Genomic DNA, 20427 nt, shown 5'->3' with positions numbered 1-20427 from the left:
GGATCACGAAAGTCCTCTGCGGCCTCGAATCATCTGGTCGTTCGGGCCATGGGTTCTTATTTGATTGAAAACGTAGACAAAATACTAAGAAGTCAGCCGGTGCGGCTGTTTGCGCCAGCACCACGGCAAAATCGCGGCTGGAACCGGCTGGGAATAGGTACGGTGCGGCCCTTTCGCCTGTCGGCCAGACCCGATATGAATTGCCTTTCGTGGCGTTTCGCATCGATCGGTGCCGGTCGCGCAGACGCGAAGCGCGCCATCAAGAACGGTCCGTCGACCTAGCCTATAGCCTGAAGCGTTTGGAGGAAGTCCATGGCAGCCAAGACAAAATTCCGGGGGTCATTCACTGCCTTGGTGACGCCCTTCAAGAACGGCTCGGTGGACGAGGCGGCGTTCCGCAGCCTCGTGAACTGGCAGATCGCCGAGGGTACGCACGGCCTGGTGCCGGTCGGCACGACAGGCGAGAGCCCGACGCTCAGCCATGACGAGCACAAGCGGGTGGTCGAGTGGTGCATCGAGGAGGCCAAGGGCCGGGTGCCCGTGATCGCCGGCGCCGGCTCGAATTCGACCAAGGAGGCGATCGAGCTCGCCGAGCACGCCGAGAAGGCAGGAGCCAATGCGGTGCTGGTGGTGACGCCGTACTACAACAAGCCGACCCAGGAAGGCATGTACCAGCACTTCAAGGCGATCAACGATGCGATCGGGATTCCGATCATCATCTACAACATTCCGCCGCGCTCGGTGATCGACATGTCCGTCGACACCATGAAGCGGCTGTTCGAGCTGAAGAACATCGCCGGCGTCAAGGACGCGACTGCAAGCATGGTGCGGGTCTCGCAGCAGCGCGCCGCGATGGGTGAGGACTTCAACCAGTTGTCCGGCGAGGACGCGACCATCATCGGCTACATGGCGCATGGCGGCCATGGCTGCATCTCGGTGACCTCGAACGTCGCGCCGCGGCTGTGCTCGGAATTCCAGACCGCCTGGCAGAAGGGTGACGTCACCACGGCGCTGAAGATCCATGACAAGCTGATGCCGCTGCACACCAATCTGTTCATCGAGAGCAACCCGGCGCCGGTGAAATACGCGATGTCGCTGCTCGGCAAGCTGGACGAGAAGCTGCGCCTGCCGATGGTGCCGGTCACCGAAGCGACCCGCACTGCCGTCCGCAGCGCCATGGTGCATGCCGGCCTGATCAACTGAGCCGGACCGGACCTGCCGTGCGCAACGTCGAAGAGAAGGGGATGGGCATGCTGAAGGAATTCCGCGAATTCGCCATGAAGGGCAATGTCGTCGACCTCGCCGTCGCCGTCATCATCGGTGCGGCCTTCGGCGCGATCGTCACTTCGCTGGTCGGCGACATCATCATGCCGATCATCGGCGCGATCACGGGCGGGCTCGATTTCTCCAACTATTTCACCGGACTTTCCAAGGCGGTCAACGCGACCAATCTGGCCGACGCCAAGAAGCAGGGGGCGGTGCTGGCCTGGGGCAACTTCCTGACGCTGACGCTCAACTTCCTGATCGTCGCATTCGTGCTGTTCCTGGTCATTCGCACCATGAGCCAGTTCAAGCGCAAGGATGAGGCCAAGCCCGCCGAGCCGCCGAAGCCGTCCGACGAGGTCGTGCTGCTGACGGAAATCCGCGACCTCCTCAAGAAGGGCTAAAGTGGCCGACAAGAACGAACGTCCGATCAAGGTTGTCGCCGAAAACCGAAAGGCCCGCTTCAACTACGCCATCGAGGATACGATCGAGGCCGGCATCTCGCTGACCGGCACCGAGGTGAAATCGATCCGCAGCGGCAAGAGCACGATCGCGGAATCCTATGCGGATTCCAAGAACGGCGAGATATGGCTGATCAACGCCAATATCCCGGAATACCTGCAGGCCAACCGCTTCAACCACGAGCCGAAGCGGCCGCGCAAGCTGCTGCTGCATCGCAAGCAGATCAACAAGCTGCTCGGCGCGGTCGACCGCGAGGGCATGACGCTCATTCCGCTGAAGCTGTACTTCAACGAGCGCGGCCGTGCCAAACTGCTGCTCGCGATCGCCAAGGGCAAGAAGCTGCACGACAAGCGCGAGTCCGAGAAGAAGCGCGACTGGGGCCGCGAGAAGGGCCGCCTGATGCGGGCGCGAGGATAGAATTCAAGCCGTCATTGCGAGGAGCGAAGCGACGAAGCAATCCATCCATCCACTGCGGCGCTATGGATTGCTTCGCTAAGTTTATCATCGGGCGCGCGTTGGCGCGACCCGTTGGCTCGCAATGATGACCCACGGAGATTTGGGCGATGAGCCAGAGCAGCCTGACCGATGTCGACTGGAGCAAGATCCCACCGCCCACGGACGACGGCGGCGCGGCGCATCTGACCGGCATGACGATCCCGCCGGTGACCTTGCGCGCCACCAACGACACGTCGGTGACGTTGTCGGCGCTCGAGGGCCGCACCGTGGTGTTCGCCTATCCACGAACCGGCGAGCCCGGCAAGATCGGGCTGGTCGATGATTGGGACATGATCCCCGGCGCCCGCGGCTGTACGCCGCAAACCTGCGCGTTCCGCGACCTGTTCGCCGATCTGAAGGCGGCCGGGGCCGCGCAGGTGTTCGGGCTGTCGACCCAAAGCAATGCGTACCAGACCGAAATGGCGTCGCGCCTGCATCTGCCGTTCCCGGTGCTGTCCGACGAAGCGCTGGAACTGACGCACACGCTGAGATTGCCGACGATGTCGGTGGCGGGCCTGACGCTGATCAAGCGGCTCGCGCTTATCATCGACAATGCGCGCATCACCCACGTGTTCTATCCGGTGTTTCCACCTGACCGGAACGCCGGCGACGTGCTGCAGTGGCTGAGGGACAATCCGAAGCTCTAGCCGAGATCCTTCCGCACGGTCGCGAAGACCTCGCGGAACATGTCGGTGGTCAACACGCCCGTGTTCGTGTTGTAGCGCGAGCAGTGATAGCTGTCGTAGAGCTTGAAGGTGCCAGCGCTATGCACTGCACCGTGCACAAAGGGGGCCGCAGCCAGACGGATGCCCAGCGCCTTCAGAGTCGATTCGTGGGCGATTCGCCCGAGCAGCACGATCGCGCGCAGCTTCGGCATCGTGGCGATGGTGGCGCTCAGGAATTGCCGGCAGGTGTTGATCTCGGCCGGCAGCGGCTTGTTCTGCGGCGGCACGCAACGTACCGCGTTGCTGATCCGGCTGTCGACCAGCTTCAGTCCGTCGTCCGGGCGCGCCTGATAGACGCCGCTGGCGAAGCCATATTCGAGCAGGGTCGCGTAGAGCAGGTCACCGGCATAATCGCCGGTGAAAGGACGGCCGGTGCGGTTGGCGCCCTGCATGCCCGGCGCGAGGCCGACGATCAACAGCCGCGCATTTGGGTCGCCGAAAGACTCCACCGGCGAGTTGAACCAGTCCGGGTGGAGGGCCCGCGCTTGTGCGCGGAAGTCGGCCAGCCTGACACAGAGCTGACAGTTGCAGTCGGGGCGCGTAGGTGCGGCGACGAGGTTACTCGTCGAAATCGTCATCGGCTCCCCGTGGGGCCATGGTGGTGGTCGCGCGCTGCAGGAATTGCGGGGAGTGGTGACGCGGTTCGCGCGGGGCCGGACGTTCGGACGGATCGCGGCCGAGCTTGGATTGCAGCTCGACGAGGTCGGTGAAGACGTCGGCCTGGCGGCGCAGCTCGTCGGCGATCATCGGCGGCTGGCTGGCAATGGTGGAGATGACGGTGACGCGGACGCCGCGGCGCTGTACCGCCTCGACCAGGGAACGGAAGTCGCCATCGCCGGAAAACAGGATCATCTGGTCGATGTGTTCGGCGAGTTCCATGGCATCGACCGCGAGCTCGATGTCCATATTGCCCTTCACCTTGCGGCGGCCGCTGGCGTCGATGAATTCCTTGGTGGCCTTGGTGACGACGGTGTAGCCGTTGTAGTCGAGCCAGTCGATCAGCGGACGGATCGACGAATACTCCTGATCCTCAATGATCGCCGTGTAGTAGAACGCCCGCAGCAGCGTGCCTCGACTCTGGAATTCCTTGAGGAGGCGCTTGTAGTCGATGTCGAAGCCCAGCGTCTTTGCGGTGGCGTACAGATTGGCTCCGTCGATGAAGAGCGCGATCTTGTTGGAAACAGGTGACGACATCAAAGTGTTCTCGCGTGGTTGTTAGTGTTTTTAGCGCAGCGGCGAACGACCGCGCGCAATTTCCTGCGTAGCTTGCCTAAAGTTCTGTGAATCTTTCCCCACGACAGTCACCACCGCAATTATGGTGAGGCGAGGGCAAAAAGCCTAGACCTTTGACATTGCAATGAAGAGATTTACTTGTCTGGGACAGCAACCTAGCCATGTCGTCAGACGCTCCGGCCCTTCTGGCCCCGTCAGACCGGGTTATCAGAGCCTGTTGGGAAGGCAAATCACAAATTTTACCTTGCGAAACCGGGGCTAGCCCTATAACTAACCCTCATAACCAACATGTTCGGTCCCTTTTACCACGGAGCGCCTCGAGATGGCTCGCGTCACCGTCGAAGATTGTATTGATAAGGTCGACAATCGTTTCGACCTCGTCCTGTTGGCTGCGCATCGCGCCCGGATGATCTCGTCGGGCTCGCAACTCACGGTTGATCGCGACAACGACAAGAACCCGGTGGTCTCGCTGCGGGAGATCGCCGATTCGACGATCTCGCCGGAAGACCTGAAAGAGGAACTCGTGCACTCGCTGCAGAAGTTCGTCGAGGTCGACGAGCCCGAGCCCGACACCGTGCCGCTGATCGGTTCCGCCGGTGCCAGCGTCGATGCCGACGACACCGAGGTCGCAGTCGAACGGATGACCGAGGAAGAGCTGCTGAAGGGCCTCGAAGGCCTGGCGCCTCCGGAGGAGCAGCCCGAGGAAGACGAATAAGCTCTTCGTTTCGGATTGATTTGAAAAAGGCCCGGACATTGCTCCGGGCCTTTGCTTTTGTTGACAATTTCGCTGTTACGGTGCGTCCTATGCGGGCGCGGGAAATTGAACGGTTCCAGGGCCTGCGCAGGGTGCTGCTTCATTCGAAAGCGCACTAGATTGAGCAAGGTGGGACGTTCCGGTCCCGCGGGAGAGGCATCGCGTTCATGGCGTATCGACGCCGCAGTTCCATCCAGATGCAGGCTGCAACCGAAACGGTCGCGGTGGCACCGGCGTCGTCCGCGGCGGAGCGGCCGGCCAAGCCGCGGACGCGCATGATGCGACAATATGACCTTGTCGAGCGCGTCCGCTCCTACAATCCCGATACCAACGAGGATCTGCTCAACCGCGCCTATGTCTACGCCATGAAGGCGCACGGCACGCAGACCCGTGCCTCCGGCGATCCCTATTTCTCGCATCCGCTCGAGGTCGCCGCGATCCTCACCAACCTCAAGCTCGACGATGCCACGATCGTCGCGGCCCTGCTGCACGACACGATCGAGGACACCGAGGCGACGCGCGCCGAGATCGATCATGTCTTCGGCCACGAGATCGGGGCACTGGTCGAAGGCCTGACCAAGCTGAAGCGGCTGGAGCTGGTGTCGCGCGAGGCCAAGCAGGCCGAGAATCTGCGCAAGCTGTTGCTGGCGATTGCTGACGACGTCCGCGTGTTGCTGATCAAGCTCGCCGACCGCCTGCACAACATGCGCACGCTGGAATTCGTGCCGCCGGCCTCGCGCCGCCGCATCGCCGACGAGACGCTGGACATCTATGCGCCGCTCGCCGGCCGCATGGGCATGCAGGAGATGCGCGAGGAGCTCGAGGACCTGTCCTTCTTCGTGCTCGATCCCGAGGCCTATGCCGTGGTCAAGCAGCGGCTCGATGCGCTGGCTGAGCGCAACCGTAATTTGATCGGCGAGATCGAAAGCCAGCTCTCCAAGAACCTGCAGAAGAACGGCATCACCGCGCGGGTGTTCGGCCGCCGCAAGCAGCCGTTTTCGATCTGGACCAAGATGGAGCGCAAGTCGGTCGGCTTCGAGCAGCTGTCCGACATCTACGGCTTCCGCGTCATCCTCGACGATGTCGGCGCCTGCTACCGCGCGCTCGGTATCGTCCACACCACCTGGCCGGTGGTGCCGGGCCGCTTCAAGGACTACATCTCGACGCCGAAGCAGAACGACTACCGCTCGATCCACACCACCGTGATCGGTCCGGGCAAGCAGCGTGTCGAGCTGCAGATCCGCACCGAGGAGATGAACCAGATCGCCGAGTTCGGCATCGCAGCGCATGCCTTCTACAAGGAAGGGGCGGGCTCGCCGCACGAGCGGATGAAGCACGAGTCCAACGCCTTCGCCTGGCTGCGCCACACCATCGGCATCCTTTCGGAAAGCGCCAACCCGGAAGAGTTTCTGGAGCACACCAAGCTCGAGCTGTTCCACGACCAGGTGTTCTGCTTCACGCCGAAGGGCAAGCTGATCGCGCTGCCGCGCAACGCCAATGTGATCGATTTCGCCTATGCCGTGCACACCGGTGTCGGCAACAGCGCGGTCGGCTGCAAGATCAATGGCAAGTTCGCGCCGCTGTCCTCCGAGCTGCAGAATGGTGACGAGGTCGAGGTGCTGACCTCGAAGGCGCAGTCGGCACCGCCATCGGCCTGGGAAGCGCTCGCCCGCACCGGCAAGGCGCGGGCCGCGATCCGGCGCGCCACCCGTGATGCCGTACGCGACCAGTATGCCGGCCTCGGCCGCCGCATCGTCGACCGCCTGTTTGCCCGCGCCAAGATCGAATATGCCGACGACAAGCTGAAGGGCGCATTGCCGCGGCTCGCGCGGACCTCGATCGAGGACGTGATGGCCTCGGTCGGTCGCGGCGAGATCAAGGCCTCCGACGTCGCGCGCGCGATGTATCCCGACTACAAGGAAGAGCGCCTGGTACGCTATGGCGCCAAGAAGGGGCTCGTCGCCAAGCTGAAGACGCAGACCCCGCCGCATCCGGCGCGCGCCACCTCAGTGATCCCGGTGCGCGGCATCAATTCCGACCTGCCGGTGAAATTCGCGCCGAACGGCGGCGCCGTGCCGGGCGACCGGATCGTCGGCATCGTAACGCCGGGCGAGGGGATCACGATCTATCCGATCCAGTCGCCGGCGCTGAAGGATTTCGAGGAGGAGCCGGAGCGCTGGCTCGACGTGCGCTGGGACATCGACGAGACCATGCCGCAGCGCTTCCCGGCGCGCATCCTGGTCCACAATGTCAACGAGCCCGGCAGCCTCGCCCAGATCGCCACCGTGATCGCCGAGCACGACGGCAACATCGACAACATCCACATGTCGCGCCAGTCGCCGGATTTCACGGAGCTGACCATCGATCTTGAGGTCTATGACCTCAAGCATCTCCTCGCTATCATCGCGCAGTTGCGCGCCAAGGCCGTCGTCGCAAAGGTCGAGCGCGTCAATGGTTGAAGATGGATGCGCGGGGCATAGGCGAGCGGAAGCGACGCCGTCCTTCGGACGGCTATGCCCGCGCATGACGAGTTAGATTTGCAGGTCCAAGAAAATGTCAAATGCTCCTCCGCTGCGCCTCGGAATCAATGTCGATCACGTCGCGACCCTGCGCAATGCGCGCGGCGGGGCGCGGCCCGATCCGGTGCGGCTGGCGCTGGCTGCGATCGAAGCCGGCGCCGACGGCATCACCGCGCATTTGCGCGAGGATCGCCGCCACATCCGCGACGAGGACATGGCGCGGCTCAAGGCCGAGATCTCCAAGCCTTTGAATTTCGAGATGGCGGCGACCGACGACATGCTGCGGATTTCGCTCGCCACCAGGCCGCACGCCGTCTGCCTGGTGCCGGAGCGGCGTCAGGAACTCACCACCGAAGGCGGTCTCGACGTGGTCGGCCAGCACAATGCGCTGGCGCCGTTCATCGCGCGGCTCAATGATGCCGGCATCCGGGTCTCGCTGTTCATCGCCGCCGATCCAAGGCAGATCGAGATGGCGGCGAAGCTGAAGGCACCCGTGATCGAGATCCATACCGGCGGCTGGTGCGACGCCGTGGTCGACGGCCACACCGACAAGGCGAAAGCCGAATGGAAGCGCATCGTCGATGGCGCCAAGCTCGCGCAGGCGGCCGGGCTCGAGGTCCATGCCGGCCATGGGCTCGACTATGACACCGCGGAGACGATTTCCGCGCTGCCCGAAATCCGCGAGCTGAACATCGGCTACTTCATGATGGGCGAGGCGCTGTTCGTCGGCATCGCAGGCACGGTGCGCGAGATGCGCGCGGCGATGGACCGCGGCCGCGCCAGGGCGCAAGGCGCAGTCGGCGCATGATCATCGGCATCGGCTCCGACCTGATCGATATCACGCGGGTCGCGAAGGTGATCGAGCGCCATGGCGAGCGATTCCTCGATCGCATCTTCACCGATGCCGAGCGCGCCAAGGCGATGCGCCGGGCCAACAATGAGAAGATGGTGGTGGCGACCTACGCCAAGCGCTTCGCCGCGAAGGAGGCCTGCTCCAAGGCGCTCGGCACCGGTATCCGGCGCGGGGTGTGGTGGAAGGACATGGGGGTGGTGAACCTGCCGGGAGGGCGGCCGTCGATGCGGCTGACCGGTGGGGCGCTGGCCCGGCTCCAGGAACTGACGCCCGAGGGCATGCAGGCTCAGATCGACCTTTCGATCACGGACGATTGGCCGCTGGCGCAGGCCTTCGTCATAATTTCGGCGGTTGCTCCAGCCAGATGAGCGCAGGGCGCGGGAATCGGCCGGAAAACTTCAGCAAACTAAAAAATCATTGACATTTCAATGAATTGCGAAGTTTTCAGGCGGCGATTGATTGCGCCTCTGCGAACAACCGTCTAAAACGCCGCTGGGTATATCGAGCGAGACGCGAATTTCGGGTTTAGGTCGGGATTTGCCCTCAAGATCAGAATCAAGGCCATTTTCCTCACGCGGGGATCGAGCGCTTCGCGTGGAGAGAACGTTCTGCCACCGCGCGGGCATCTGGGCCCGCGGGAATTGGGAAAGCAATGAGCGCGACCACCGGGACCAAATCTGAGAGCGGCTTTGGCGAGACCATCCGCGTCGTCATCCATGCCCTTCTGATCGCGCTCGTCATCCGCACCTTCCTGTTCCAGCCGTTCAACATCCCTTCGGGCTCGATGAAGGCGACGCTGTTGGTCGGCGACTACCTGTTCGTGTCGAAATATTCCTACGGCTATAGCCATTATTCGATCCCGTTCTCGCCGAACATCTTCTCGGGGCGCATCTTCGGCTCGGAGCCGAACCGCGGCGACATCGTGGTGTTTCGCCTGCCGCGCGACGACTCCACCGACTACATCAAGCGCGTCATCGGACTGCCGGGCGACCGGATCGAGGTCAGGAACGGGCTGCTCTACATCAATGATGAGCCGATCAAGCGGGAACGGCTGAGCGACTTCATCGGCGAGGACCCTTGCGGCTCGGCGGATGCCACCGCCCGCGTCAAGCGCTGGAAGGAAACCCTGCCGAACGGCGTCAGCTATGAGGCGCTGGACTGCACCGACAACAGCTACATGGACAACACCATCGTCTACACCGTCCCGCCCGGCCATTTCTTCATGATGGGCGACAACCGCGACAATTCCACCGACAGCCGCTTCCTGTCGCAGGTCGGCTACGTTCCGTTCGAGAACATCATCGGGCGGGCCCAGATGATCTTCTTCTCGATCGCCGAGGGCGAGCAGGCCTGGATGATCTGGCGCTGGCCGTTCGCGGTGCGGTGGAACCGCCTATTCTCCATCGTGCGATGAACGACGACACCGCAGCCATCAACGATCAAGCGCCCGCCGGCGAGCCGAGCCCGACGCCTGCCGCCGACGGTACGGCCGCGCCGAAGAAACGGCGCAGCAAGGCCGCCAAGGCGGCCGAAGAGAAGGCCGCGATCGCCGGCACCGAGGCGCGCATCGGGTACAATTTCTCGGATCCCGTGCTGCTGACCACCGCGTTCACCCACGTCTCCGCGCTGAAGCCCGCCACCCGCAACCGCGCCGACAGCTACCAGCGGCTGGAATTTCTCGGCGACCACGTGCTCGGCCTGATCGTCTCGGACATGCTGTTCCGGGCCTTCCCGAAGGCCGATGAGGGCGAATTGTCGAAGCGGCTCGCCGACCTCGTGCGCAAGGAGAGCTGCGCCGACGTCGCCAAGTCGCTCGGACTGCTCGAGGACATCAAGCTCGGCATGGTGAAGGCGGTCGAGGGCGCGCGGCTGCGCAAATCCGTGCTCGGCGACATCTGCGAAGCGGTGATCGGCGCGATCTTTCTCGACGGCGGCTACGAGGCGGCGCGCCAGTTCGTCGAGCGCAACTGGACCGAACGAATGCACAAGCTGCGCCGGCCGCTGCGCGATCCCAAGACCGTGCTGCAGGAATGGGCGCAGGGCAAGGGACTGCCGACGCCGGTCTATCGCGAGGTCGAACGCACTGGCCCGCACCACGATCCGCAATTCCGCGTTGCGGTCGACCTGCCGGGACTGGCCTCCGCCGAGGGTCTCGGCGGCAACAAGCGTGCGGCCGAGAAAGCAGCAGCATCCGCCATGATCGAGCGTGAAGGCGTCGGCACCAATGACTGACGAAGCCAAGGGACAGGCGGAGGGGCAGGGGAACGCGACGCGCTGTGGCTTCGTCGCGCTGATCGGTGCGCCCAATGTCGGCAAGTCGACGCTGGTCAATGCGCTGGTCGGCTCCAAGGTCACCATCGTCTCGCGCAAGGTGCAGACCACGCGCGCGCTGATCCGCGGCATCGTGATCGAGGGCAATGCGCAGATCATCCTGGTCGATACGCCGGGCATCTTCGCGCCGCGGCGCCGGCTCGACCGCGCCATGGTGTCGACCGCCTGGAGCGGTGCCCACGACGCCGATCTCGTCTGCGTGCTGCTCGATGCGAAGGCTGGGATCGACGAGGAGGCGCAGGCGATTCTGGCCAAGCTCGAATCCGTCGCGCATCCCAAGATCCTGGTGCTGAACAAGGTCGACCTCGTTCAGCGGGAAAAATTGCTCGCGATGGCGCAGGCCGCCAACGAACGCATGCGCTTCGAGCACACATTCATGATCTCGGCGCTGTCGGGCGATGGCGTCGACGATCTGCGGCGGGCGCTGGCGCAGATGGTGCCCGCGGGGCCGTTCCACTACCCCGAAGACCAGATGTCGGACGCGCCGATGCGGCATCTGGCCGCCGAGATCACGCGCGAGAAGATCTACAGCCATCTGCATCAGGAATTGCCGTACCAGTCGACGGTCGAGACCGACAGCTGGACCGACCGCAAGGACAAGTCGATCCGCATCGAGCAGACGATCTATGTCGAGCGCGAGAGTCAGCGCAAGATCGTGCTCGGGAAGGGCGGCGCCACCATCAAGTCGATCGGCGCGCAGGCGCGCGCCGAGCTCGCCGAGATCATGGGCGTGCCGGTGCATCTGTTCCTGTTCGTCAAGGTGCGCGAGAACTGGGGCGACGATCCCGACCGCTACCGGGAAATGGGACTCGAATTCCCCAAGGAATAGATCGGCGTTTGAACGTGCCCAGAGCAATGAGCGTGCCCAGAGCGATGAATGTGCCCAGAAACGTGCTGTGGTTTGAGGTGCTGCTCTATCTCTCGCTGACGCTCGACGCGCTGTCGGTGGCGTTCCAGGACCGCACGCCGACCGCCGTGAGGACCGAGCAGATGATCACCGGCGAGACGCTGACGGCCGGGTGCATGATCCTGCTCCTGGTGTATTTCGTCCGGCTCGCCGCGCGGCACCGCAAGAACCGGCCCCGCTGGGCGCTGGCTGCCATGCTGGTGTTGTCGGTGATCTCGCTGGTGCAGGTGATGGGCGAAAGGGGCTTGGAGCTCGACAGTGCCATCGAGGTGGTGTCCTGCATCCTGACCACGGCCGGGCTGTATTATTCCTTCACCGGCGACGCCCAGGGCTGGTTCAACGCGTAAGGCTGTCACCGTCATTCCGGGATGGTCCGAAGGACCAGACCCGGAATCTCGAGATTCCGGGTTCGATGCTTCGCATCGCCCCGGAATGACACGCCGAGATCGCTGCGTTCATCCTCGGAATCCTGTAATCTATTGCACATGGAATGGACCGACGAAGGCATCGTGCTGGGCGTGCGGCGACATGGCGAATCCTCCGCCATCGTCGAGCTGTTGACGCGCGAGCACGGCCGCCATCTCGGCCTGGTGCGCGGCGGCGCCGGCTCGCGGATGCGGCCGCTGCTGCAGCCCGGCAACAGCGTCACCGCGGTGTGGCGGGCGCGGCTCGACGAGCACCTCGGGATGTATGCGCTGGAGGGCACCCGGCTGCGGGCGGCGACGCTGCTGGCCTCGTCGCATGCCGTCTACGGCATCACGCATCTGGCGGCGCTGGCGCGGTTGTTGCCGGAGCGCGATCCGCATGAAGACATCTACGAGATGCTGCAGGGAACGCTGGACGATTTCGATGACGCCGGCGTTGCCGCCGTGCACCTGATTCGGTTTGAGCTCGCGATGCTGACCGAGCTCGGCTTCGGGCTCGATTTGGACAACTGCGCGGCCACCGGGGAGACCACCGACCTGATCTACGTGTCGCCGAAATCCGGCGGCGCCGTGTCCCGCACGGCCGGCGAGCCGTGGCGCGACCGGCTGTTGCGGCTGCCGGCATTCCTGCGCGAAGGCGAAGGCGGTGCCAACAGCTGGTCGGACCAGGACCTGCTCGACGGTTTCCGGGTCACCGGCCTGTTCCTGCTCCGCCACGTGCTGGAGCCGCGCGGCCAGGGCCATTCCGACGCCCGCGACGGATTTATCAACGCCGTGACGAAGCGGCGGAGCCGGACCGCCGTTCCTTAAGCCCGATTCGCAACCTAAATTCCCGGTGATTCGCGGCTTGCCCGATTCACCGCCAAGGTTTAACGCCTCCCCATGGGAAAACGACAGATACCGCCGGAAGAGCCGGCCGAAATTCACGAGGTGCCGCTGCGTGACGCGCTCGAGGAGCGCTATCTCGCCTATGCGCTCTCGACCATCATGCATCGCGCGCTGCCGGACGCCCGCGACGGGCTGAAGCCGGTGCACCGCCGCATCCTCTACGGCATGGACCTGCTCGGGCTCGATCCGCGCGCGGCGTTCAAGAAGTCGGCCAAGATCGTCGGCGACGTGATGGGCTCGTTCCATCCGCATGGCGACCAGGCGATCTATGACGCCATGGTGCGCCTGGCGCAGGATTTCTCCTCGCGCTACCCGCTGGTCGACGGCCAGGGCAATTTCGGCAATATCGACGGCGATAATCCGGCCGCCTACCGCTACACCGAAGCGCGCATGACGGAGGTCGCGCGGCTCTTGCTCGAGGGCATCGACGAGGACGGCGTCGAGTTTCGCGCCAATTACGACGGCCAGACGAAAGAGCCGGTGGTGCTGCCGGGCGGCTTCCCGAACCTGCTCGCCAACGGCGCGCAGGGGATTGCGGTCGGCATGGCGACCTCGATCCCGCCGCACAACGCCGCCGAACTCTGCGACGCCGCGCTGCATCTGATCGAGAAGCCCGACGCCAAGTCGAAGGCGCTGCTGAAATGGGTCAAGGGCCCGGACTTCCCGACCGGCGGCATCGTTGTCGATTCCAAGGAATCGATCATCGAGGCCTATACCACCGGCCGCGGCTCGTTCCGGACCCGCGCGCGCTGGTCGGTGGAAGAGGGCGCCCGCGGCGCCTGGGTGGTCGTCGTCACCGAAATCCCGTGGCTGGTGCAGAAGTCGCGCATGCACGAGAAGATCTCGGAGCTCCTTGATCAGAAGAAGCTGCCGCTGGTCGGCGACGTGCGCGATGAATCCGCAGAGGACGTCCGCTTCGTCATCGAGCCGAAGTCGCGCACTGTCGATCCAGCGCTGATGATGGAGTCGCTGTTCCGGCTGACCGAGCTGGAAAGCAAGATCTCGCTGAACCTCAACGTGCTGATCAAGGGCCGTATCCCGAAGGTGGTCGGCCTTGCCGAGTGCCTGCGCGAATGGCTCGACCATCTGCGCGACGTGCTGATCCGCCGTTCCAACTTCCGCAAGACCCAGATCGAGCACCGGCTCGAAATCCTGGGCGGACAGCTGATCGCCTTTCTGAATCTCGACAAGGTGATCAAGATCATCCGCACCGAGGACGAGCCGAAGCCGGTCTTGATGAAGACCTTCAAGCTCTCCGACATCCAGGCCGACGCCATCCTCAATATGCGCCTGCGCAATTTGCGCCGCCTGGAGGAGATGGAGATCCGCACCGAGGACAAGGATCTGCGCAAGGAGCTGAAGGGCCTCGAGGGCCTGCTCGGTTCCGAGACCGAGCAATGGACCAAGGTCAGCGACCAGGTGCGCAAGGTCCGCGACATCTTTGGGCCGAAGACGCCGCTCGGCAAGCGCCGCACCACCTTTGCCGATGCGCCCGAGCATGATCTCGCCGCGATCGAGGAAGCGCTGGTCGAGCGCGAGCCGTGCACCGTCGTGATCTCCGAGAAGGGCTGGGTGCGGACGCTGAAGGGGCACGTCGAGGATCTCTCGGGGCTCGCCTTCAAGACCGACGACAAGCTCGAGCACTCGTTCTTTGCCGAGACCACCTCGAAGCTGCTGCTGTTTGCCACCAACGGCAAGTTCTATTCGCTCGACGTCGCCAAGCTGCCGGGCGGCCGCGGCCATGGCGAGCCGATCCGCATGTTCATCGATCTCGAGCAGGATGCGGCGATCATCTCGCTGTTCGTCAACAAGGGCGAGCGCAAGTTCCTGATCGCGAGCAGCGAGGGGCAAGGCTTTGTCGTCAAGGAAGAGGACTGCGTCGGGAACACCCGCAAGGGCAAGCAGGTGCTCATCGTCGATGCGCCGAACGAAGCTTGTGCGATCACGACCGTGACCGGCGACACCGTCGCGGTGATCGGCACCAACCACAAGATGGTGCTGTTCGGTCTCGACCAGGTGTCGGAGATGGCGCGAGGCCGCGGCATGCGCCTGCAGAAATACACCAGTGCCTCGCTGTCCGATGTCGCGGTGTTCGATTCCAAGACCGGCCTGACCTGGAAGGATTCCGCCGGCCGCGAGCACAGCATGACCCTGAAGGAACTGGCCGACTGGCGCGGCAACCGCGCCGACGCCGGCCGGCTCGCCCACGGCCTGCCGAAGTCGAACAAGTTCAACCGCGGCGTGGAGTAGTGGAAGCGTAGCCCGGATGGAGCCAACGGGTCGCGCGAATGCGCGCCCGATGACGGGCTCCACGAAATCCGGGGCCGCTGTCACATTTGGCAACGATCCCGGATTACGCTTGGCTGCATCCGGGCTTCTGTAACGGGCCTTGGTAAGTCAATCCCTTTTTGCGTGATCCACTCGCCGGGCACTTGCTTCTGTACGGGATCGGCGCGGTGGCCGTCGCCTGATGGGGTGCATTGAGGAGCCGGCCGGCCAATCTACGGAAGCGTGGTTGTGAGCCACTTCCCGGATGGCGGCCTGACCGGATCCATCGTCCCGGCGAAGGGACCTCGCTCAGGGAGAGCCTGGTGTCGTGGCCCGCCCAGAACCGATTGCTGCTCCTTGCTTAGGTTGCCGAGGCCTTGGCCATCGGGTTGAACGGTTTGGCGTCGGCGAGCATGCGATGCAGGATCACGGCGAGCTTGCGTGCAAGCGCCACCTTGGCCTTGCGCATGCCTGCGCGCCGGGCGATCCGCATCGCCCAGCCCTTCAGCGCCGAGCAGTTCCTGACCGGCTTGGTCAGCATGACATGAGCCGCCTGATAGAGCGCCTCGCGCACGGAGGCATCGCCGATCTTGCTGATGCGGCCGGTATAGTCGGTTTCGCCCGATTGGTACTTCTTCGGGGTGAGGCCAAAATGCGCTCCCGTCGCCTTCGATGACCGGAAGCGCTTCGGGTCGTCGATCGCCGAGGCATAGGTGAGCGCCACGATCGGGCCGACGGACGGTGTCGTCATCAAGAGCTTCGCCTGCGGGTGCGACCTGGCGAGCCTTTGGGTGTGCTTATCCAGGCCATTGAACTCGCGCCGCAGCACGGCGTGGGCTTCGAGCAGTGCCTGGGCCACCACCTCAAGTCCAGGATGGCCCGCTACGAGTTCCCGGATGCGTTCGGCGAACGTGCGCTCGGTGGTCGGGCCGACCTTCAGACCGAAGCCGCGGAGCACGCCGCGCAGGCTGTTCTCGATGTCGCGCAGCTTCGACTGCAGCAGCTTGCGTGCCGTCCAGAACCGCCCGCGTCTCCTGCGCTTCGATCGACTTGCAGTGCACCGGCCGGAACCAGCCCAGCCGCATCAGTTGCGCGATCCCGCGGGCATCGTTGCGGTCCGACTTCACCGGCATCGCCTTGAAGGCATCGCGGACGTGCCGCGTCTCCAACAGTTCGACTGCCAGGCCCGCATCCTGCATCGCTGCGTAGAGCCATTGCGACAGCGGACCAGCCTCCAGCCCGATCCGTTCCAGCACCAACCCCAGCGACCGGAACCAGCCGATCAGGGCCTCCGGCTCGCTCGCAACCTTCGCCTCGCGCAAAATCTTACCCGTCCCATCGACAAGGCAGACGCTCGAGCATTCCAAAGACACGTCGATTCCTGCATAGTGGTACATGGTCGTCCCTTAATGATGCTTGGAGCGGGCTTGCCCGACTCCGTTGACACCATCAGTTTGAGGGACGACCGCCTTCCAACCAACAGGCCGCTCGCGAGCGCGCTTCCAAATCGCGCCGTAGCGAGCGGGCGGCCGGCCCGTTACCCCATCTACGGAGCGCCGCCAGCGGTGTGATAGTATCCACATTTCACCGCGCTATAACCGCAGCCGACGATAGCGGGCGACGGTTGCCATGGCGCACAATCACGACCACGACCATGACCACAGCGGTCATTCTCACGAACATTCCCACGCGGGCCATTCCCATGCCGGGCACAGCCACGCGCCCGACAGCTTCGGCACGGCCTTCGCAATCGGCGCGTCGCTCAACACCGCTTTCGTCATCGCGGAGCTGATCTTCGGCTATTCCGCCAACTCGCTGGCGCTGGTCTCCGACGCGGTTCACAATCTCTCCGACGTCATCGCGCTGCTGCTGGCCTGGGGCGGGGCGTGGCTCGCCGGCAAGCGCCCGACCGATACCCACACCTATGGCTACCGCCGCGCCTCGATCCTGGCGGCGCTGTTCAACGCCGGGCTGCTCCTGATCGCGGTCGGCGGCATTGCGGTCGAGGCCATCAACCGCTTCCGCGAGCCGGCGGAGGTGGCAAGCTGGACCGTGGTCTGGGTCGCGGCGCTCGGCATCCTGATCAATGGTGGCACGGCGCTGTTGTTCATGCGCGGCCGCGACAGCGACCTCAATGTCCGCGGCGCCTATCTGCATATGGCGGCGGATGCCGGCGTCTCGCTCGGCGTCGTCGTCGCCGCGCTGCTCATCATGGCGACCGGCTGGCAATGGCTCGATCCGGCGATCAGCCTGGTCATCGCCGTGGTCGTGCTGCTGAGCGGCTGGGAGCTCGCCCGCGATAGCGTCAACCTCGCGCTGGACGCGGTGCCGAGGGGCATCGATCTCAAGGAAGTGAGGGATTATCTGGCCGCGCTCGAGGGCGTCACCGAGGTGCACGACCTGCACATCTGGGCGATGAGCACGAGCGAAACCGCGTTGACCGCACACCTGGTGCGCCCCGGCGGACATGACGATGCGTTCCTGCATCAGGTCTGTGCAAAGCTGTCGGAGCGGTTCAGCATCCACCATGCTACGCTGCAGGTCGAAATCAGCAGCGAGACCTGCCGGCTGGCGCCGGCGGAGATGGTCTAGCGGGCGGCGGGCGCTGATCGCATCGCCATCGCGCAGTTTTTCGGAGACTTGCCATGCACTCGCATTCGATCGATCAATGGACCCACGAGCACGTCTTCCTCGGCGCCGGGCATTCCCAGAACGAGCGCCGGACCTGGATCGTGGTGGCGCTGACCGCCGTGATGATGGTCGGCGAGATCGTCGCAGGCTGGCTGTCCGGGTCGATGGCGCTGTTGGCCGATGGCTGGCACATGGCGACGCACGCGGCCGCGCTCGGCATCGCAGGGCTCGCCTATCTGCTGGCGCGGCGTCAGGCCGGCAATGCACGCTTCTCGTTCGGGACCGGCAAGTTCGGCGATCTCGCGGCGTTCTCCAGCGCGATCATCCTGGCGATGATCGCGATCCAGGTCGCGTGGGAAAGCATCGACCGGCTGCTGCACCCGGTGCCGATCGCCTATAGCGAGGCGATCATGGTTGCGGCGCTCGGTCTCGTCGTCAACCTTACCAGCGCCTGGCTGCTGCGCGATGACCATGATCATCACCATCATCACGGCCATGGCTACGATCATCACCATGACGATGATCACCACCATCACCATGACAACAACCTGCGCGCCGCCTACGTTCATGTCCTGGCCGACGCCGCAACCTCGATCCTGGCGATCGGCGCGCTGCTGGTCGCGATGGTTGCGAACTGGGTCTGGGCCGACCCGCTGGTCGGCATCATCGGCAGCGTCGTGATCGCGAGCTGGGCCTATGGCCTGATCCGCGCGGCCGGCGCCGTGCTGCTCGATGTCAGCGCCGACGATCACCTGGAGACCACCATTCGCGAACGCTTAGAGGCCAAGGGAGACCGTGTCACCGATTTGCATTTGTGGCAGGTCGGCCCCGGCCACCGCGCCGCCGTAATTTCGGTGGTCTCGGATCAGCCGCTGCCGCCTGCGACCTACAAGCGCCGGCTCGGCGGCCTGTCCGGACTCAGCCATATCACGGTCGAGGTCGAGACCTGTCCGGACCACGACCACGCGCATTGAAGCGGTCGGCTCGACCAAGGGAAGGCAACATGATGAAGGCAATCGGTCTTGCAATATTGTTCTGGGTCGTGGCCGCGTTGCCGCAGGCATATGCTCAGCCTGCGAATTCCGGTGTCGAGCGGCTCTACATTCTCAACTGCGGCGAGGGCGTTGCGGGTGACATTTCACGTTGGTCGCCCGGCGTGAATGAAGGCAAGTCGATGGACTTCGTCGACAATTGCTATCTGATCAAACACGCGCAGGGCTGGTTCCTGTGGGACACCGGCATTCCCGATGCGGTGGCGGAGATGCCGAACGGCCTGGCGCCTGCCGATCCCAAGGCGGTCACCTGGCGGCGGCCGAAGACGCTCGCCGCGCAGCTCGACCAGCTCGGGGTCAAGCCGTCGGACATCAAGGCAATCGCCGTCTCGCATACCCATCCCGATCACATCGGCAATGTCGAGCTGTTCCCGGCCGCGATGCTGTATGTGCAGAAGGCCGAATATGAGTGGCCTGGCGCCAACAACGCACCGCGCTTCAAGCCTGAGCATCCCGTCACCAAGCTGGAAGGCGACCGCGACGTGTTCGGCGACGGCAGCGTCACCATCCTGTCGACACCGGGCCACACGCCCGGCCACCAGTCGCTGCTGGTGAAGCTGCCGAAGGCCGGCGCGGTGGTGCTCACCGGCGATGCCGTTCACTTCAAGGATAATTGGGACAATCGGCGTGTGCCGGCTCTGAACGCCAGCAAGGACCAAACGCTGGCCTCGATGCAGAAGATCGCCGACACGCTGGCGAAGGAGAAGGCGCAGCTCTGGATCAACCACGACAAGGCGCAGCGCGACGGGCTGAAAATGTCGCCGGACTTCTATGATTGAGCCGCTTTGGCGCCGCTCGCTTTCGACCAATTCCGGAACAGCTGCCCCGTCGCCTCGTCCATCGGAAAGAAGCTTTCGATGCGCAGCTCCTGCAGCGTGACGTCCTGGGGCGTTCCGAGCGTTGCGATCGTGGTGAACAGCTGCAGGCCGACGTCGCCCTTGCGGAACAGCATCGGCAGCACCGGTCCGGACGCCGGCCCCGCGGGCGGCGCGGCCAACGCGGCCTCGACACCGTCATAAGCCAGCAGGCGCTTGAGCAATTCCGCCGTTGCGGTGGTGCCGTCGGCGGCGGCATCGGCCTCGACGCTGCGGACGAAGTAGCCGGCCACCTCGGTCCAGTTGGTGAGATAGGGGCGCAGCACGTCGGGCGCGACCAGTGCGTCGGCGAGATTGACCGGCGTGCCGGGAGCCACTGGTCCGACCAGGAATTCCACGAGCCGCGCGGCGCCTGCATTGGCGAGCAGCAGATTCCAGTGCCGGTCGACCACGACCGCGGGGAACGGCTCCTGCTGCGCGAGTATGAAATCCAGCGCGTGACGGATCTGGGCGAGCTCCGGCGCGGCAAGGTCGGTTTGCCGCCATACCGGCGCAAAGCCGGCCGCGACCAAGAGCGCGTTCTGCTGGCGCAACGGCACGTCGAGCGCGGCGGCGAGCCGGATCACCATGTCGCGGCTCGGTGCGGCGCGCCCGAGCTCGAGGAAGCTGAGATGGCGCTGGGAGATATCGGCGCGCCCGGCGAGCTCGAGTTGCGAGTGGCCCTTGCGCTGCCGCCACCAGCGCAGGCTGGCTGCAAAATCGTGCTGCTGCGACATGAGTACCTGTCAGGTAGTTGCCGGAATGAT

20 protein-coding genes and 1 pseudogene are annotated in these 20427 nt (G+C 64.4%); 17 read left to right on the top strand and 4 right to left on the bottom strand.

Annotated features, from left to right (window positions below; translation table 11 throughout):
• Nucleotides 1-312: 312 nt before the first annotated feature.
• From dapA to HAP48_RS41605, 4 genes are all read left to right on the top strand, one after another.
• Complete coding sequence (gene dapA / locus HAP48_RS41620) at nt 313-1203, top strand: 4-hydroxy-tetrahydrodipicolinate synthase (RefSeq protein WP_166205552.1); 891 nt, start codon at nt 313-315, stop codon at nt 1201-1203.
• A 47-nt stretch (nt 1204-1250) separates the two neighbouring features.
• A complete protein-coding gene (gene mscL / locus HAP48_RS41615; protein WP_029081098.1) occupies nt 1251-1667 on the top strand; it encodes a large conductance mechanosensitive channel protein MscL in 417 nt (138 codons plus the stop codon).
• A 1-nt stretch (nt 1668) separates the two neighbouring features.
• Complete coding sequence (smpB, locus tag HAP48_RS41610; RefSeq protein ID WP_029081099.1) at nt 1669-2142, top strand: SsrA-binding protein SmpB; 474 nt, start codon at nt 1669-1671, stop codon at nt 2140-2142.
• 146 nt (nt 2143-2288) lie between these two features.
• Nucleotides 2289-2867 carry a peroxiredoxin gene (locus HAP48_RS41605; RefSeq protein ID WP_166205551.1) on the top strand — a complete coding sequence of 193 codons (579 nt, stop codon included), beginning with the start codon at nt 2289-2291 and terminating at the stop codon, nt 2865-2867.
• On the opposite strand, the gene HAP48_RS41600 is transcribed toward HAP48_RS41605, so the two are convergent.
• A complete protein-coding gene (locus tag HAP48_RS41600) occupies nt 2864-3523 on the bottom strand; it encodes a uracil-DNA glycosylase (protein WP_166205550.1) in 660 nt (219 codons plus the stop codon). The genes HAP48_RS41605 and HAP48_RS41600 overlap by 4 nt on opposite strands.
• Nucleotides 3504-4139, bottom strand: a complete 636-nt coding sequence (locus tag HAP48_RS41595) for a LabA-like NYN domain-containing protein (RefSeq protein WP_029081102.1) — start codon at nt 4137-4139, stop codon at nt 3504-3506. Before HAP48_RS41595 ends, HAP48_RS41600 begins: the two co-directional genes overlap by 20 nt.
• A gap of 361 nt (nt 4140-4500) precedes the next feature.
• On the opposite strand from HAP48_RS41595, the gene rpoZ reads away from it, so the two are divergent.
• The 10 genes from rpoZ to parC all read left to right on the top strand — a co-directional run bounded on the left by rpoZ (nt 4501) and on the right by parC (nt 15105).
• The gene (gene rpoZ / locus HAP48_RS41590; RefSeq protein ID WP_016844003.1) at nt 4501-4893 is read left to right on the top strand and encodes a DNA-directed RNA polymerase subunit omega; all 393 of its coding nucleotides are present in this window, start codon (nt 4501-4503) and stop codon (nt 4891-4893) included.
• A gap of 206 nt (nt 4894-5099) precedes the next feature.
• Nucleotides 5100-7391, top strand: a complete 2292-nt coding sequence (locus HAP48_RS41585) for a RelA/SpoT family protein (RefSeq protein ID WP_166205549.1) — start codon at nt 5100-5102, stop codon at nt 7389-7391.
• Between the two features lie 94 nt (nt 7392-7485).
• Nucleotides 7486-8259 (top strand): pyridoxine 5'-phosphate synthase, encoded by a 774-nt coding sequence (locus HAP48_RS41580; RefSeq protein ID WP_166205548.1) that lies wholly within the window; start codon nt 7486-7488, stop codon nt 8257-8259.
• The gene (acpS, locus tag HAP48_RS41575) at nt 8256-8672 is read left to right on the top strand and encodes a holo-ACP synthase (protein WP_021078359.1); all 417 of its coding nucleotides are present in this window, start codon (nt 8256-8258) and stop codon (nt 8670-8672) included. The genes HAP48_RS41580 and acpS overlap by 4 nt, the downstream gene beginning before the upstream one ends.
• Nucleotides 8673-8956: 284 nt before the next feature.
• Nucleotides 8957-9718 (top strand): signal peptidase I, encoded by a 762-nt coding sequence (lepB, locus tag HAP48_RS41570; RefSeq protein ID WP_029081105.1) that lies wholly within the window; start codon nt 8957-8959, stop codon nt 9716-9718.
• Nucleotides 9715-10536, top strand: a complete 822-nt coding sequence (gene rnc / locus HAP48_RS41565) for a ribonuclease III (protein WP_166205547.1) — start codon at nt 9715-9717, stop codon at nt 10534-10536. Before lepB ends, rnc begins: the two co-directional genes overlap by 4 nt.
• Nucleotides 10529-11464: a GTPase Era gene (era, locus tag HAP48_RS41560; RefSeq protein ID WP_166205546.1), complete on the top strand. Its 936-nt coding sequence runs from the start codon at nt 10529-10531 to the stop codon at nt 11462-11464. Before rnc ends, era begins: the two co-directional genes overlap by 8 nt.
• A 44-nt stretch (nt 11465-11508) precedes the next feature.
• Nucleotides 11509-11889, top strand: coding sequence for a hypothetical protein (locus tag HAP48_RS41555; protein WP_166205545.1), 381 nt, complete (start codon nt 11509-11511; stop codon nt 11887-11889).
• Between the two features lie 138 nt (nt 11890-12027).
• The gene (gene recO / locus HAP48_RS41550) at nt 12028-12777 is read left to right on the top strand and encodes a DNA repair protein RecO (protein WP_166205544.1); all 750 of its coding nucleotides are present in this window, start codon (nt 12028-12030) and stop codon (nt 12775-12777) included.
• 72 nt (nt 12778-12849) lie between these two features.
• Nucleotides 12850-15105 carry a DNA topoisomerase IV subunit A gene (gene parC / locus HAP48_RS41545; RefSeq protein WP_166205543.1) on the top strand — a complete coding sequence of 752 codons (2256 nt, stop codon included), beginning with the start codon at nt 12850-12852 and terminating at the stop codon, nt 15103-15105.
• 379 nt (nt 15106-15484) lie between these two features.
• On the opposite strand, the pseudogene HAP48_RS41540 reads toward parC, so the two are convergent.
• Nucleotides 15485-16520 (bottom strand): annotated as a pseudogene (locus HAP48_RS41540) (IS110 family RNA-guided transposase).
• Between the two features lie 232 nt (nt 16521-16752).
• Between HAP48_RS41540 and HAP48_RS41535 the strand changes: the two are divergent.
• Genes HAP48_RS41535 through HAP48_RS41525 form a run of 3 tightly spaced genes read left to right on the top strand, consistent with a single transcriptional unit; the run spans nt 16753 to nt 19585 of the window.
• Complete coding sequence (locus tag HAP48_RS41535; protein ID WP_166205542.1) at nt 16753-17715, top strand: cation diffusion facilitator family transporter; 963 nt, start codon at nt 16753-16755, stop codon at nt 17713-17715.
• Between the two features lie 53 nt (nt 17716-17768).
• Entirely contained in the window at nt 17769-18728 is a 960-nt protein-coding gene (dmeF, locus tag HAP48_RS41530; protein WP_166205541.1) for a CDF family Co(II)/Ni(II) efflux transporter DmeF, read from the top strand.
• A gap of 29 nt (nt 18729-18757) precedes the next feature.
• On the top strand, nt 18758-19585 hold the full coding sequence (locus HAP48_RS41525) for an N-acyl homoserine lactonase family protein (protein WP_166205540.1): 828 nt from the start codon (nt 18758-18760) through the stop codon (nt 19583-19585).
• Here HAP48_RS41525 and HAP48_RS41520 read toward each other — a convergent pair.
• Entirely contained in the window at nt 19576-20397 is an 822-nt protein-coding gene (locus tag HAP48_RS41520; RefSeq protein WP_166205539.1) for a helix-turn-helix domain-containing protein, read from the bottom strand. The two genes, HAP48_RS41525 and HAP48_RS41520, sit on opposite strands and share 10 nt — an antisense overlap.
• Between the last annotated feature and the right edge of the window lie 30 nt (nt 20398-20427).

The sequence above is a fragment of the Bradyrhizobium septentrionale genome, from assembly GCF_011516645.4.
GTDB classification, from domain to species: Bacteria; Pseudomonadota; Alphaproteobacteria; order Rhizobiales; family Xanthobacteraceae; genus Bradyrhizobium; species Bradyrhizobium septentrionale.
The sequence above is the reverse complement of the archived record's forward strand: the minus strand, read 5'-3'. Positions and strand labels throughout refer to the sequence as shown.